13 protein-coding genes and 1 pseudogene are annotated in these 14993 nt (G+C 43.1%); 11 read left to right on the top strand and 3 right to left on the bottom strand.

What is annotated here, in order from left to right; all coding sequences use genetic code 11:
* Nucleotides 1–113: 113 nt before the first annotated feature.
* Nucleotides 114–265, bottom strand: a pseudogene (locus tag SP4011_RS10015) (IS30 family transposase); the annotation flags it as partial.
* Between the two features lie 285 nt (nt 266–550).
* Here SP4011_RS10015 and rpsL point away from each other — a divergent pair.
* The 11 genes from rpsL (at nt 551) to pepC (ending at nt 13199) form a co-directional block, all read left to right on the top strand.
* On the top strand, nt 551–964 hold the full coding sequence (gene rpsL, locus SP4011_RS10010; RefSeq protein ID WP_001142332.1) for a 30S ribosomal protein S12: 414 nt from the start codon (nt 551–553) through the stop codon (nt 962–964).
* Nucleotides 965–983: 19 nt separating this feature from the next.
* Nucleotides 984–1454 (top strand): 30S ribosomal protein S7, encoded by a 471-nt coding sequence (gene rpsG, locus SP4011_RS10005; RefSeq protein WP_000087873.1) that lies wholly within the window; start codon nt 984–986, stop codon nt 1452–1454.
* A gap of 279 nt (nt 1455–1733) precedes the next feature.
* On the top strand, nt 1734–3815 hold the full coding sequence (gene fusA / locus SP4011_RS10000) for an elongation factor G (RefSeq protein ID WP_000090345.1): 2082 nt from the start codon (nt 1734–1736) through the stop codon (nt 3813–3815).
* Nucleotides 3816–3918: 103 nt separating this feature from the next.
* Entirely contained in the window at nt 3919–8310 is a 4392-nt protein-coding gene (locus SP4011_RS09995) for a PolC-type DNA polymerase III (RefSeq protein ID WP_338619183.1), read from the top strand.
* 37 nt (nt 8311–8347) lie between these two features.
* Nucleotides 8348–9025, top strand: a complete 678-nt coding sequence (locus SP4011_RS09990) for a hypothetical protein (RefSeq protein ID WP_338619182.1) — start codon at nt 8348–8350, stop codon at nt 9023–9025.
* Nucleotides 9015–9191, top strand: coding sequence for a hypothetical protein (locus SP4011_RS09985; protein WP_338620434.1), 177 nt, complete (start codon nt 9015–9017; stop codon nt 9189–9191). Before SP4011_RS09990 ends, SP4011_RS09985 begins: the two co-directional genes overlap by 11 nt.
* Before the next feature lie 21 nt (nt 9192–9212).
* Entirely contained in the window at nt 9213–10454 is a 1242-nt protein-coding gene (locus SP4011_RS09980; protein ID WP_338619180.1) for an aminopeptidase, read from the top strand.
* 9 nt (nt 10455–10463) lie between these two features.
* Entirely contained in the window at nt 10464–10694 is a 231-nt protein-coding gene (locus SP4011_RS09975; RefSeq protein ID WP_338619178.1) for a GlsB/YeaQ/YmgE family stress response membrane protein, read from the top strand.
* A gap of 20 nt (nt 10695–10714) precedes the next feature.
* Nucleotides 10715–10846: a hypothetical protein gene (locus SP4011_RS09970; RefSeq protein WP_338619177.1), complete on the top strand. Its 132-nt coding sequence runs from the start codon at nt 10715–10717 to the stop codon at nt 10844–10846.
* Between the two features lie 78 nt (nt 10847–10924).
* Entirely contained in the window at nt 10925–11647 is a 723-nt protein-coding gene (locus SP4011_RS09965) for a pseudouridine synthase (RefSeq protein ID WP_338619175.1), read from the top strand.
* Between the two features lie 217 nt (nt 11648–11864).
* The gene (gene pepC, locus SP4011_RS09960) at nt 11865–13199 is read left to right on the top strand and encodes an aminopeptidase C (protein WP_338619173.1); all 1335 of its coding nucleotides are present in this window, start codon (nt 11865–11867) and stop codon (nt 13197–13199) included.
* Between the two features lie 55 nt (nt 13200–13254).
* Here pepC and SP4011_RS09955 read toward each other — a convergent pair whose 3' ends face one another.
* Nucleotides 13255–14166 carry a PTS system mannose/fructose/sorbose family transporter subunit IID gene (locus SP4011_RS09955; RefSeq protein WP_000136861.1) on the bottom strand — a complete coding sequence of 304 codons (912 nt, stop codon included), beginning with the start codon at nt 14164–14166 and terminating at the stop codon, nt 13255–13257.
* Nucleotides 14167–14189: 23 nt separating this feature from the next.
* Nucleotides 14190–14993, bottom strand: coding sequence for a PTS mannose/fructose/sorbose transporter subunit IIC (locus SP4011_RS09950; protein WP_000022712.1), 804 nt, complete (start codon nt 14991–14993; stop codon nt 14190–14192).

The raw sequence follows: 14993 nt of genomic DNA, 5'->3' as shown, positions 1-14993 counted from the left end.
TTTCTAGAAATTAAGTTGACTTTCCCAATAGATTTGTTCATGTCTTATTTCAATTCAATATAAAACTAACTTCCAGTTTTCCACAACCTAGCTTTTAGTATGAGAAAAAATGCGTTGTTACAGACATAAGGAGCTTTTTGAGAAGTGGGCAATCCGTGCAATCAGATTTGACGGATGTTGGATGCATGATGCGATTGCGCTTAATTTCCTTTGAAATCGTTGACGGGCCTTTTCCCATATTCTCAACGATGGAACGGAAAGTCTCACACTTAATTCCACCATAAAAATCCGTTTTAGACTAATTTCCACTTTGGTAAGGCAAGTGGAAATTACTTTGAGAACTTACCCGCCCAGCTAAAAATAACAATAAAAAAGAAAAATATCTTGACAACCAAGGGAAAATTTTGTTACAATAATAGACGGTACTTTTTACTTTTGGTCTCTCAAGAGTGTACAGGGACGTGCTGACAAATGTTGCAAAAGTACACACAGATGATAGCTGTCACCAAGTGTATCATCACCAAAAATAAAAAAACACAGGAGAATGTAGATGCCTACAATTAACCAATTGGTTCGCAAACCGCGTAAATCAAAAGTAGAAAAATCTAAATCACCAGCTTTGAACGTTGGTTACAACAGTCATAAAAAAGTTCAAACAAACGTTTCTTCACCACAAAAACGTGGTGTTGCAACTCGTGTTGGAACAATGACACCTAAAAAACCTAACTCAGCCCTTCGTAAATTCGCTCGTGTACGTTTGAGCAACCTTATCGAAGTTACTGCCTACATCCCAGGTATCGGACACAACTTGCAAGAGCACAGCGTGGTGCTTCTTCGTGGTGGACGTGTAAAAGACCTTCCAGGGGTACGTTACCATATCGTCCGTGGTGCACTTGATACTGCAGGTGTTAACGATCGTAAACAAGGCCGTTCTAAATACGGTACTAAACGTCCAAAAGCATAAGGAAAGGGGATAAAGAGAAATGAGTCGTAAAAATAGAGCTCCAAAACGTGACGTATTGCCAGATCCGCTTTACAATTCACAACTAGTTACTCGTCTTATCAACCGCGTTATGCTTGACGGTAAACGTGGTACAGCTGCTTCAATCGTTTACGGTGCTTTTGAGCAAATCAAAGAAGCTACTGGCAACGATGCACTTGAAGTATTTGAAACAGCTATGGAAAACATCATGCCTGTACTTGAAGTACGTGCACGCCGTGTTGGTGGTTCTAACTACCAAGTCCCAGTTGAAGTTCGTCCAGAACGTCGTACAACACTTGGACTTCGTTGGTTGGTAACAATCGCTCGTCTTCGTGGTGAACACACAATGCAAGACCGTCTTGCAAAAGAAATCTTGGATGCTGCTAACAACACTGGTGCAGCTGTTAAGAAACGTGAAGACACTCACCGTATGGCTGAAGCTAACCGTGCATTCGCACACTTCCGTTGGTAAGATTAAGATACTAAGGGCGTTAAAAAAAGCGACTGAAAATTAGGAAGCTTGACGAAGAATCGAAGATTCTAGGAGAGCTTATCTATTTTCCGAGCTTTTAGCCCGGGTTCAAATTAGCTAAATCGATTAGTATTAGCTATAACTCAACTTACCAGCTCGTAAGTTGAAACCAACAATAGCATGAAAACATTGAGAACGGGTAGGTCCTGCCTATCCGTTTTTATTAAAATCGTGTTATAATAGAATAGAAATCAAAAATAAATAGGAGAAACAAACCTCATGGCACGCGAATTTTCACTTGAAAAAACTCGTAATATCGGTATCATGGCTCACGTCGATGCTGGTAAAACAACTACAACTGAGCGTATCCTTTACTACACTGGTAAAATCCACAAAATCGGTGAAACTCACGAAGGTGCGTCACAAATGGACTGGATGGAGCAAGAGCAAGAGCGTGGTATCACTATCACATCTGCTGCGACAACAGCTCAATGGAACAACCACCGCGTAAACATCATCGACACACCAGGACACGTGGACTTCACAATCGAAGTACAACGTTCTCTTCGTGTATTGGATGGTGCGGTTACCGTTCTTGACTCACAATCAGGTGTTGAGCCTCAAACTGAAACAGTTTGGCGTCAAGCAACTGAGTATGGAGTTCCACGTATCGTATTTGCCAACAAAATGGACAAAATCGGTGCTGACTTCCTTTACTCTGTAAGCACACTTCACGATCGTCTTCAAGCAAATGCACACCCAATCCAATTGCCAATCGGTTCTGAAGATGACTTCCGTGGTATCATCGACTTGATTAAGATGAAAGCTGAAATCTATACGAACGACCTTGGTACAGATATCCTTGAAGAAGACATCCCAGCTGAATACCTTGACCAAGCTCAAGAATACCGTGAAAAATTGATTGAAGCAGTTGCTGAAACTGACGAAGAATTGATGATGAAATACCTCGAAGGTGAAGAAATCACTAACGAAGAATTGAAAGCTGGTATCCGTAAAGCAACTATCAACGTTGAATTCTTCCCAGTATTGTGTGGTTCTGCCTTCAAAAACAAAGGTGTTCAATTGATGCTTGATGCGGTTATTGACTACCTTCCAAGCCCACTTGACATCCCAGCGATCAAAGGTATTAACCCAGATACAGACGCTGAAGAAACTCGTCCAGCCTCTGACGAAGAGCCATTTGCAGCTCTTGCCTTCAAGATCATGACTGACCCATTCGTAGGTCGTTTGACATTCTTCCGTGTTTACTCAGGTGTGCTTCAATCAGGTTCTTACGTATTGAACACTTCTAAAGGTAAACGTGAACGTATCGGACGTATCCTTCAAATGCACGCTAACAGCCGTCAAGAAATCGACACTGTTTACTCAGGTGATATTGCTGCTGCCGTTGGTTTGAAAGATACTACAACTGGTGACTCATTGACAGATGAAAAAGCTAAAATCATCCTTGAGTCAATCAACGTTCCAGAACCAGTTATCCAATTGATGGTTGAGCCAAAATCTAAAGCTGACCAAGACAAGATGGGTATCGCCCTTCAAAAATTGGCTGAAGAAGATCCAACATTCCGCGTTGAAACAAACGTTGAAACTGGTGAAACAGTTATCTCTGGTATGGGTGAGCTTCACCTTGACGTCCTTGTTGACCGTATGCGTCGTGAGTTCAAAGTTGAAGCGAACGTAGGTGCTCCTCAAGTATCTTACCGTGAAACATTCCGCGCTTCTACTCAAGCACGTGGATTCTTCAAACGTCAGTCTGGTGGTAAAGGTCAATTTGGTGATGTATGGATTGAATTTACTCCAAACGAAGAAGGTAAAGGATTCGAATTCGAAAACGCAATCGTCGGTGGTGTGGTTCCTCGTGAATTTATCCCAGCGGTTGAAAAAGGTTTGGTAGAATCTATGGCTAACGGTGTTCTTGCAGGTTACCCAATGGTTGACGTTAAAGCTAAGCTTTACGATGGTTCATACCACGATGTCGACTCATCTGAAACTGCCTTCAAGATCGCGGCTTCACTTGCCCTTAAAGAAGCTGCTAAATCAGCACAACCAGCTATCCTTGAACCAATGATGCTTGTAACTATCACTGTTCCAGAAGAAAACCTTGGTGATGTTATGGGTCACGTAACTGCTCGTCGTGGACGTGTAGATGGTATGGAAGCACATGGTAACAGCCAAATCGTTCGTGCTTACGTTCCACTTGCTGAAATGTTCGGTTACGCAACAGTTCTTCGTTCTGCATCTCAAGGACGTGGTACATTCATGATGGTATTTGACCACTACGAAGATGTACCTAAGTCAGTACAAGAAGAAATCATTAAGAAAAACAAAGGTGAAGACTAATCTGTCCTCACTTTAGAAGGAAGTCACTTAGTGGCTTCCTTTTGTCTTTAGAAAATACCTCTAAATATGGTAAAATAGTAGGAGAATAATGTGAGGAAAATGAATGTCAAATAGTTTTGAAATTTTGATGAATCAACTGGGGATGCCTGCTGAAATGAGACAGGCTCCTGTTTTATCACAGGCTGATATTGAGCGAGTTGTGGTTCATAAAATTAGTAAGGTATGGGAGTTTCATTTCGTATTTTCTAATATTTTACCGATTGAAATCTTTTTAGAATTAAAGAAAGGCTTGAGGGAAGAATTTTCTAAGACAGGCAATAAAGCTGTTTTCGAAATCAAGGCTCGGTCTCAAGAATTTTCAAATCAGCTCTTGCAGTCCTACTATAGAGAGGCTTTTTCTGAGGAGCCATGTGCTAGTCAAGGATTTAAATCTCTTTATCAAAATCTGCAAGTTCGTGCTGAAGGCAATCAACTATTTATTGAGGGCTCTGAGGCTATTGATAAGGAATATTTTAAGAAGAATCATCTTCCTAATTTAGCTAAACAACTTGAAAAGTTTGGTTTTCCAACTTTTAATTGTCAAGTCGAGAAGAATGATGTGCTGACCCAAGAGCAGGAAGAGGCCTTTCATGCTAAAAATGAGCAGATTGTTCAAGTGGCCAATGAGGAAGCGCTCCGTGCTATGGAACAACTAGAACAGATGGCACCTCCTCCAGCGGAAGAGAAACCAGCCTTTGATTTTCAAGCGAAAAAAGCTGCAGCTAAACCCAAGCTAGATAAGGCAGAGATTACTCCTATGATAGAAGTGACGACGGAGGAAAATCGTCTGGTCTTTGAAGGGGTTGTTTTTGATGTGGAGCAAAAAGTGACCAGAACAGGGCGTGTTTTGATCAACTTTAAAATGACGGACTACACTTCAAGTTTTTCTATGCAAAAGTGGGTTAAAAATGAGGAAGAGGCTCAGAAATTTGATCTCATCAAGAAAAATTCTTGGCTCCGAGTTCGTGGGAATGTGGAGATGAATAACTTCACACGCGATTTGACTATGAATGTGCAGGATGTGCAGGAAGTTGTTCACTATGAGCGGAAGGATTTGATGCCAGAAGGTGAGCGCCGGGTTGAGTTTCATGCCCATACTAACATGTCGACCATGGATGCTCTACCAGAGGTTGAAGAAATCGTTGCGACAGCTGCTAAGTGGGGACATAAGGCGGTTGCCATCACGGACCACGGGAATGTCCAGTCCTTCCCACATGGCTATAAGGCGGCTAAGAAAGCGGGAATCCAGCTGATCTATGGTATGGAAGCCAATATCGTGGAGGACCGTGTCCCTATCGTCTACAACGAAGTGGAGATGGACTTGTCGGAAGCAACCTATGTGGTCTTTGACGTGGAAACGACAGGACTTTCAGCTATCTATAATGATTTGATTCAGGTTGCGGCTTCTAAGATGTACAAGGGGAATGTCATTGCTGAATTTGATGAATTTATCAATCCTGGTCATCCCTTGTCAGCTTTTACTACTGAGTTGACTGGAATTACAGATGACCATGTCAAAAATGCCAAACCACTAGAACAAGTTTTGCAAGAATTCCAAGAATTTTGCAAGGATACGGTCCTAGTTGCCCACAATGCGACCTTTGACGTTGGCTTTATGAATGCCAATTATGAGCGTCATGGTCTGCCAAAGATTAGTCAGCCAGTGATTGATACGCTTGAGTTTGCTCGAAACCTCTATCCTGAGTACAAACGTCATGGTTTGGGACCTTTGACTAAGCGTTTTGGTGTAGCACTTGAACACCACCACATGGCCAACTACGATGCGGAAGCTACTGGTCGTCTGCTTTTCATCTTTATCAAAGAGGTGGCAGAAAAACATGGTGTGTCCGACTTGGATAGACTAAACATTGATTTGATTAGTCCAGACTCTTATAAAAAAGCTCGGATCAAGCATGCGACCATTTATGTCAAGAATCAGATAGGTCTAAAAAATATCTTTAAGCTGGTTTCTTTATCCAATACCAAGTACTTTGAAGGGGTACCACGGATTCCAAGAACGGTTCTAGATGCCCATCGGGAAGGTTTGATTTTAGGTTCAGCTTGCTCTGAAGGTGAAGTTTTTGATGCAGTCGTTTCCCAGGGTGTGGATGCGGCGATTGAGGTGGCCAAGTATTATGACTTTATCGAGGTCATGCCACCAGCTATCTATGCTCCCTTGATTGCCAAGGAGCAGGTCAAGGATATGGAAGAACTCCAGACCATTATCAAAAGTTTAATAGAGGTGGGAGACCGCCTTGGCAAGCCCGTTCTGGCTACGGGGAATGTCCACTATATCGAACCAGAAGAAGAGATTTACCGTGAAATTATCGTCCGTAGTTTGGGACAGGGTGCGATGATTAACCGAACTATCGGTCATGGGGAACATGCTCAACCAGCACCTCTTCCCAAGGCTCATTTTAGAACGACCAATGAAATGTTAGATGAATTTGCCTTTTTGGGAGAAGAACTAGCTCGTAAACTGGTTATTGAAAACACCAATGCCTTGGCAGATATCTTTGAACCTGTTGAGGTTGTTAAGGGGGACTTGTATACGCCTTTCATCGACAAGGCGGAAGAAACGGTTGCTGAGTTGACCTATAAGAAAGCTTTCGAGATTTATGGAAATCCACTGCCAGATATTGTCGATTTGCGGATTGAAAAAGAATTAACATCCATACTGGGGAATGGATTTGCTGTAATCTATCTAGCTTCCCAGATGTTGGTGCAACGCTCCAATGAACGGGGTTACTTGGTTGGTTCTCGTGGGTCTGTCGGATCTAGTTTCGTTGCGACTATGATTGGGATTACAGAGGTCAATCCTCTCTCTCCTCACTATGTCTGTGGTCAGTGTCAGTACAGTGAGTTTATCACCGATGGATCTTACGGTTCAGGTTTTGATATGCCCAATAAGGACTGTCCAAACTGTGGTCACAAACTCAGTAAAAATGGGCAGGATATTCCATTTGAGACCTTCCTTGGTTTTGATGGAGACAAGGTTCCTGATATTGACTTGAACTTCTCGGGAGAAGATCAACCTAGCGCCCACTTGGATGTACGCGATATTTTTGGTGAGGAATATGCCTTCCGTGCAGGAACGGTTGGTACGGTGGCTGCCAAGACTGCCTATGGATTTGTAAAGGGCTACGAGCGAGATTATGGCAAGTTTTATCGTGATGCAGAGGTGGAACGTCTTGCTCAAGGTGCTGCTGGTGTCAAGCGGACAACAGGACAACACCCGGGGGGAATCGTTGTTATTCCTAACTACATGGATGTCTATGATTTTACGCCTGTCCAGTATCCAGCAGATGACGTGACGGCTGAATGGCAGACCACTCACTTTAACTTCCATGATATTGATGAGAACGTCCTTAAACTTGATGTACTGGGACATGATGATCCTACCATGATTCGAAAACTCCAGGACTTGTCTGGGATTGATCCTAATGAAATTCCTATGGATGACGAAGGCGTGATGGCCCTCTTTTCTGGAACTGATGTGCTAGGGGTAACCCCTGAACAAATCGGAACGCCGACAGGTATGCTGGGGATTCCAGAATTTGGAACCAACTTTGTACGTGGGATGGTAGATGAGACGCATCCGACGACTTTTGCGGAGTTGCTTCAGCTGTCTGGTCTGTCCCACGGTACGGATGTCTGGTTGGGGAATGCTCAGGATCTGATTAAGCAAGGAATAGCGGACCTATCGACTGTTATCGGTTGTCGGGACGACATCATGGTTTACCTCATGCATGCGGGTCTGGAACCTAAGATGGCCTTTACCATTATGGAACGGGTACGTAAGGGTTTGTGGCTAAAGATTTCAGAAGAGGAGAGAAATGACTATATCGAAGCCATGAAGGCCAATAAGGTGCCAGAGTGGTATATCGAATCCTGTGGGAAAATTAAGTACATGTTCCCTAAAGCCCATGCGGCAGCCTACGTTATGATGGCCTTGCGTGTAGCTTACTTCAAGGTTCATCATCCCATTTATTACTACTGTGCTTACTTCTCAATCCGTGCTAAGGCTTTTGATATCAAGACCATGGGTGCGGGCTTGGATGCCATCAAACGCAGAATGGAAGAAATCTCTGAAAAACGGAAGAACAATGAAGCCTCTAATGTAGAAATTGATCTTTATACAACTCTTGAGATTGTCAATGAGATGTGGGAGCGTGGTTTCAAGTTTGGAAAACTCGATCTCTATCGTAGTCAGGCAACAGAGTTCCTTATCGATGGGGATACCCTCATTCCGCCTTTTGTAGCAATGGATGGTCTGGGAGATAACGTTGCTAAGCAGTTGGTGCGAGCGCGTGAAGAGGGAGAATTCCTCTCTAAAACAGAACTACGCAAGCGTGGAGGGCTCTCATCAACCTTGGTTGAAAAGATGGATGAGATGGGGATTCTCGGCAATATGCCAGAGGATAACCAGTTGAGTTTGTTTGATGAGTTGTTTTAAAAGTTTGAAATGTCTTGTGTAGGTTTGAGGTTGTATCATGATGGAAAAGAAAAAAAGAGCAACACCCTGGAAATCAGGGAAAGTTATTTCTATATGTTTACGAAATGGCGTTTATATCTTAGCACAAATGGTGCGTGATCCCTATCTGGTATTTTTCAACCATTTTAATGAGGAAAATAACTGGAAGGGAGTGACCTTGAAAGAGGAAGATATCCTCTTTTGTAAGGCTGTTACTCGCCAGTTTCTACGCTATAGTCCTGTAGCGATTGTCAAAGAAGTTACCCCCCTGTTAGATTATGAACTGCCTAAAGAATGGATTTATAGCCATATTGGAGGGCATCCTATTACTGTTTCGGTAAAGGGAAGAGAGCGCCAACTTGCTGGTTTTGGTAGACGTTGTTCTTTGGTTCTGGCGGATAAAGACAGTGGACTACCAGAAGATAATCCACTTATGGGACTCTTCCAATCCTATATCATATCAGATATCAAAGAACAGGATTGGGATCGGGTAGGTCAGGCTGAACATATGTCTATTGAAGTATTTCCAACACTCAACGAACGTCTCTATCTTTGCTTTCTTTATGGGAAAAATATAAATCCAGAACAAGATATCTCTTTAGGAAAGCCTCTACCTGATGACTATGAAACCTATATAGATATCCTCACAAATAGTCCAGAGGCACGACGCCTCTACCTAGGAGAGCATGAAGAATAAGAAAGGATATTTCATGAAACTAAGAATATTCGCGGAAGATAAGCCAGCTGAGAAAGTATTTGAATATCAATTAGAACTTGCAGATGAAACAATTATCCTATCAACAGCACTCTTGTCAGGTGCTATTGCTTTAGCAGGATTATTCTCTGCTTTGAAAGAAAAATAAAAATAGAAAAGAGAAAATTACATGGTTTTACCAAATTTTAAAGAAAATCTAGAAAAATATGCGAACTTATTGGTTGCGAACGGAATCAATGTGCAACCTGGTCACACTTTGGCTCTCTCTATCGATGTGGAGCAACGCGAGTTGGCTCACTTAATCGTCAAAGAAGCTTATGCTTTGGGTGCACATGAGGTGATCGTTCAGTGGATAGATGATGTCATCAACCGTGAGAAATTCCTCCACGCACCGATGGAGCGTCTGGATAATGTGCCAGAATACAAGATTGCTGAGATGAACTATCTCTTGGAAAATAAGGCTAGCCGTCTTGGGGTTCGTTCTTCTGACCCAGGTGCCTTGAACGGAGTGGACGCTGACAAGCTTTCGGCTTCTGCTAAAGCTATGGGATTTGCTATGAAGCCAATGCGCATCGCAACGCAATCCAACAAGGTTAGCTGGACTGTAGCAGCCGCTGCTGGACTTGAGTGGGCTAAGAAAGTCTTTCCAAATGCTGCGAGCGACGAAGAAGCAGTCGATCTCCTTTGGGACCAAATCTTCAAAACTTGCCGTGTTTACGAAGAAGATCCTGTTAAGGCTTGGGAAGAGCATGCAGCTATCCTTAAGAGTAAAGCTGATATGCTCAATAAAGAACAATTTTCATCCCTTCACTACACAGCGCCAGGAACAGATTTGACACTTGGCTTGCCGAAAAACCATGTTTGGGAATCAGCTGGTGCTATCAATGCGCAAGGAGAAGGATTCTTGCCAAATATGCCGACAGAGGAAGTCTTCACAGCGCCTGACTTCCGTCGCGCAGATGGTTATGTCACTTCTACAAAACCGCTTAGCTATAACGGAAATACCATCGAAGGTATTAAGGTAACCTTTAAGGATGGACAAATCGTTGACATCACTGCTGATAAGGGCGATCAAGTCATGAAAGACCTTGTCTTTGAAAATGCGGGTGCGCGTGCCTTGGGTGAGTGTGCCTTGGTACCAGATCCAAGCCCAATTTCTCAGTCAGGCATTACCTTTTTCAACACGCTTTTTGATGAGAATGCTTCAAACCACTTGGCTATCGGTGCAGCCTATGCAACTAGCGTTGTTGGTGGAGCGGAGATGAGCGAAGAGGAGCTTGAAGCTGCGGGGCTTAACCGTTCAGATGTTCACGTAGACTTTATGATTGGTTCTAACCAAATGGATATCGATGGTATCCGTGAGGACGGGACACGTGTACCACTCTTCCGTAACGGAGATTGGGCAAATTAAGGAGATAATATGTTAGGAAGTATGTTCGTTGGTCTCCTAGTGGGATTTTTAGCAGGTACTCTAACCAATCGTGGAGAGCGAATGGGTTGCTTTGGGAAAATGTTTCTCGGTTGGATTGGTGCCTTTATAGGGCATTTGCTTTTTGGGACTTGGGGACCGATAATAGCAGGAACTGCCATCATTTCGGCAGTACTAGGTTCCATGATTGTCTTAGCGATTTTCTGGAGACGAGGAAGTTAATTTCCTAAATCTGATACTCAATGAAAATCAAAGAGCAAACTAGGAAACTAGCCGCAGGCTGCTCAAAGCACTGCTTTGAGGTTGTAGATGAAACTGACGAAGTCAGCTCAAAACACTGTTTTGAGGTTGCAGATGAAGTTGACGCGGTTTGAAGAGATTTTTGAAGAGTATGAAACGAAAAGGAGGTTGGTCATTGTACCAGCCTCCTTTTGATATGATATAATAGTTCTATGAGATTAGATAAATTTTTAGTTGCCTGCGCTGTGGGAAGTCGGACTGAGGTCAAAAACTTGCTCAAGGCTGGGCGCGTGACTGTAAATGGTAAAAAAGAAAAATCAGCTAAATTGCAGATTGATGAAAAAATAGATGAGATTCGCTTTGATGGGCAAGTGTTGGAGTATGAAGAGTTTGTCTACTACATGATGAACAAGCCCAAAGGAGTTATCTCAGCGACTGAGGATCCCAAGCACAGAACCGTTCTGGACTTGTTGGATGACTTGGCGCGGAGTAAGGAAGTTTTCCCAGTAGGACGCTTGGATATTGACACGCATGGTCTTTTGCTCTTGACCAATGATGGTCAGCTGGCTCATGTTCTTCTTTCGCCCAAGCGTCATGTGGACAAGACTTATCTGGCACAAGTCAAGGGAATCATGACCCAAGAAGATATGGAGACATTTGCTGAGGGTATTCCTCTCAAAGACTTTACCTGTCAACCCGCTATACTGGAGCTTGTATCCATAGATACAGAAAAGAATCAAAGCCAAATCCGTGTGACCATTGCAGAAGGGAAGTTTCATCAGATCAAGCGTATGGTGGGCTACTGTGGCAAGGAAGTGGTGGACTTGCAACGATTGACTATGGGAACTTTAGTATTAGATGAGAACCTAGAACGAGGGGAATGGCGTCGCTTGACCAAGGAAGAATTAGAAATTCTCCGCGCTAATATTATTTAATTTAGTTTAATACTCAATGAAAATCAAAGAGCAAACTAGGAAACTAGCCGCAAGCTGTACTTGAGTACGGCAAGGCGACGTTGACGTGGTTTGAATTTGATTTTCATTGAGTATAAATTCGAAAAAGGTGAGGGACAATGTCCTCGCCTTTTATGTTTTTTAGTTGCTTCCTTTGTGAAAAGAGTTATAATAGACTGTAGAATAAAAGGAGGAATCTATGAACGCGATTCAAGAATCATTTACTGATAAACTATTTGCCAACTATGAAGCAAATGTAAAATACCAAGCGATTGAAAATGCTGCCAGCCACAACGGAATTTTTGCAGCTCTGGAACGTCGCCAAAGCCGTGTAGACAACACACCTGTTTTCTCATTGGATTTAACCAAGGACAAGGTCACTAACCAGAAAGCGTCTGGTCGTTGCTGGATGTTTGCGGCTCTCAACACCTTCCGCCACAAACTCATCTCGCAATACAAATTGGAGAACTTTGAGTTGTCACAAGCCCACACTTTCTTCTGGGATAAGTATGAGAAATCAAACTGGTTCTTGGAGCAAGTCATTGCGACTGCAGACCAAGGCTTGACGAGCCGTAAGGTTAAATTCCTACTCCAAACACCTCAACAAGATGGCGGTCAATGGGATATGGTCGTTTCCCTCTTTGAAAAATACGGTGTCGTGCCTAAGTCAGTTTATCCTGAGTCTGTTTCATCTAGCAGCAGTCGTGAGCTAAATGCGATCCTTAATAAATTGCTTCGTCAAGATGCTCAAATCTTGCGTGATTTGCTTGTTTCTGGTGCAGATCAAGCGACTGTTCAAGCTAAGAAAGAAGACCTCTTGCAAGAAATCTTTAACTTTCTTGCTATGTCATTAGGACTTCCACCACGCAAGTTTGACTTTGCTTATCGCGATAAAGATAACAACTACAAAAGTGAAAAAGGAATCACACCACAAGAGTTTTACAAGAAATATGTCAATCTTCCTTTAGAAGACTACGTTTCTGTTATCAATGCTCCAACTGCTGATAAACCTTACGGAAAATCTTACACAGTTGAGATGTTGGGGAATGTGGTTGGTAGCCGTGCAGTTCGCTACATCAACGTTCCAATGGAGCGCTTGAAAGAATTGGCGATTGCCCAAATGCAAGCAGGTGAGACTGTTTGGTTTGGTTCTGATGTCGGCCAGCTCAGCAACCGTAAGGCTGGCATCCTTGCGACAGATGTTTATGACTTTGAATCAAGCATGGACATTAAACTTACTCAAGACAAGGCTGGACGTTTGGACTATAGTGAAAGCTTGATGACCCACGCCATGGTCTTGACAGGTGTTGACTTGGACGAAAATGGTAAATCAACCAAGTGGAAGGTTGAAAACTCATGGGGAGACAAGGTCGGTACAGATGGTTACTTTGTTGCCTCAGACGCTTGGATGGACGAATACACATACCAAATCGTTGTTCGTAAGGAATTGCTGACAGCAGAAGAACAAGCTGCCTATGGAGCAGAACTAATCGTACTTGCACCATGGGATCCAATGGGAGCCTTGGCTGAATAAAAGCATAGAAAAAAGGAATCAGATTTTAGAACCTGGTTCCTTTTTAGTTGCTTGATTACATGATGTGAAGAACATGTGCCACAATACCCACTGCGAAGAGGGCAAGGATAATAGTGATTGGAGATACTTTTTTCTTAAGTAAGTACATGCAAAGTAAAGTAAGGAGTAGTCCTGATAATCCAGGAATCAACATATCCAAGTTTTGTTGGAAAGTAGTAACTTTTTCAGGAGTTTGAGACAATCCTTGTCCTACTTGTGCGAATGCTTCTTGGATACCTTTAGACCCTTCTGGCAATTTATCCCAATGGATATAAGCCTTTTCATCTAGTTGAACTTTAGAAACATCGAAAGCAAATTTAATATTTACCCAGCGTTGAACAAGGACAGCAAGAATGAACATCCCAAGGATAGAAGCTCCTTTAGTGATATCTTGAAGGATACCACCAGACATATCTTTAGTGATTTCTGATCCAGCCTTGTATCCAATCTCTTGAACATACCACAAGAATGACATACGAATCAAGTTCCATGCAACAAAGAAGAGGAGTGGCCCCAAGATATTGCCAGTAAGGGCAAGTGAAGCACCGAGAGATCCAAGGATTGGGCGTACTGTAAACCAGAATACTGGGTCACCGATACCAGCAAGAGGTCCCATCATACCGATTTTAACCCCTTGGATAGCAGCGTCATCGATTTCCACACCGTTAGCACGTTCTTCTTCAAGCGCAAGAGTAACCCCCATGACTGGAGCAGCTACGTATGGATGAGTGTTGAAGAACTCAAGGTGACGCTCAAGAGCAGCGATTTGATCTTCTTTTTTAGTATAGAGTTTTTTGATAGCTGGAATGAGTGTATAAGCCCAGCCCAAGTTTTGCATCCGTTCAAAGTTCCAAGACCCTTGTAAGAAGGTTGAACGCCACCAAACTTTTTTACGATCTGATTTAGTTAATTGAAGTTTTTCAGTCATGATGTTTTCAGTCCTTTCTTATCTTAGTAGTCTTCTAGGATATCGCCGATTGGGTCGTTAGAAGTTGCGGCTCCTCCGCCACCATTTCCACCAGTTTTAGAAAGGTGAAGGTAGATAAGAGCGATAGCAACACCGATAGCACCGAATCCGATTAGAGTAATATCTGACACAGCAGCGAGAACGAAACCAAGAGCGAAGAATGGCCATACTTCACGAGTTGCCATCATGTTGATAACCATGGCGTAACCAACGGCAACGACCATACCACCACCGATAGCCATACCATCTTTGAGCCAGTCTGGCATGGCACTAAGGATACTTTGTACAGTTTCAGTTGGTACCATAAGGAGAAGAGTTGCAGGAAGCGCGATACGAAGTCCTTGGAAAAGTAGCGCAATAAAATGCGCACGCTCCACAGCGCCGAAGTCACCTTTTTTAGCGGCAGCATCAGCAGTGTGAACCAATCCAACTGAAATTGTACGTACAATCATAGTTAAGAATAGACCAGCAACGGCAAGAGGGATAGCAACCGCTTGGGCAACACCGATACCTGTCTTGGTAAAGTCACCACCAAGAACCATGATAATGGCAGCAGCGACAGAAGCAAGTGCAGCATCAGGAGCGATAGCAGCACCGATATTTGACCAACCAAGGGCAATCATTTGAAGCGATCCACCGAGGATAATCCCTGCTTCCAAGTGACCTGTTACAAGCCCAATAAGGGTACAGGCTACAAGTGGTTGGTGAAATTGGAACTGGTCGAGGATGCCTTCAAGACCTGCAAGGAAGGCTACACCGACTACTAAAACCATAGAAATAATAGACAT

Origin of the sequence: Streptococcus parapneumoniae, assembly GCF_037076355.1 — a bacterium.
Taxonomy (GTDB): Bacteria; Bacillota; Bacilli; order Lactobacillales; family Streptococcaceae; genus Streptococcus; species Streptococcus parapneumoniae.
This window is presented reverse-complemented; position numbering and strand designations above follow the sequence as displayed.

Coding starts and splice junctions, on each gene's coding strand:
- rpsL (WP_001142332.1), top strand. CDS start 551: ATGCCTACAATTAACCAATTGGTTCGCAAACCGCGTAAATCAAAAGTA.
- rpsG (WP_000087873.1), top strand. CDS start 984: ATGAGTCGTAAAAATAGAGCTCCAAAACGTGACGTATTGCCAGATCCG.
- fusA (WP_000090345.1), top strand. CDS start 1,734: ATGGCACGCGAATTTTCACTTGAAAAAACTCGTAATATCGGTATCATG.
- SP4011_RS09995 (WP_338619183.1), top strand. CDS start 3,919: ATGTCAAATAGTTTTGAAATTTTGATGAATCAACTGGGGATGCCTGCT.
- SP4011_RS09990 (WP_338619182.1), top strand. CDS start 8,348: ATGATGGAAAAGAAAAAAAGAGCAACACCCTGGAAATCAGGGAAAGTT.
- SP4011_RS09985 (WP_338620434.1), top strand. CDS start 9,015: ATGAAGAATAAGAAAGGATATTTCATGAAACTAAGAATATTCGCGGAA.
- SP4011_RS09980 (WP_338619180.1), top strand. CDS start 9,213: ATGGTTTTACCAAATTTTAAAGAAAATCTAGAAAAATATGCGAACTTA.
- SP4011_RS09975 (WP_338619178.1), top strand. CDS start 10,464: ATGTTAGGAAGTATGTTCGTTGGTCTCCTAGTGGGATTTTTAGCAGGT.
- SP4011_RS09970 (WP_338619177.1), top strand. CDS start 10,715: ATGAAAATCAAAGAGCAAACTAGGAAACTAGCCGCAGGCTGCTCAAAG.
- SP4011_RS09965 (WP_338619175.1), top strand. CDS start 10,925: ATGAGATTAGATAAATTTTTAGTTGCCTGCGCTGTGGGAAGTCGGACT.
- pepC (WP_338619173.1), top strand. CDS start 11,865: ATGAACGCGATTCAAGAATCATTTACTGATAAACTATTTGCCAACTAT.
- SP4011_RS09955 (WP_000136861.1), bottom strand. CDS start 14,166: ATGACTGAAAAACTTCAATTAACTAAATCAGATCGTAAAAAAGTTTGG.
- SP4011_RS09950 (WP_000022712.1), bottom strand. CDS start 14,993: ATGTCTATTATTTCTATGGTTTTAGTAGTCGGTGTAGCCTTCCTTGCA.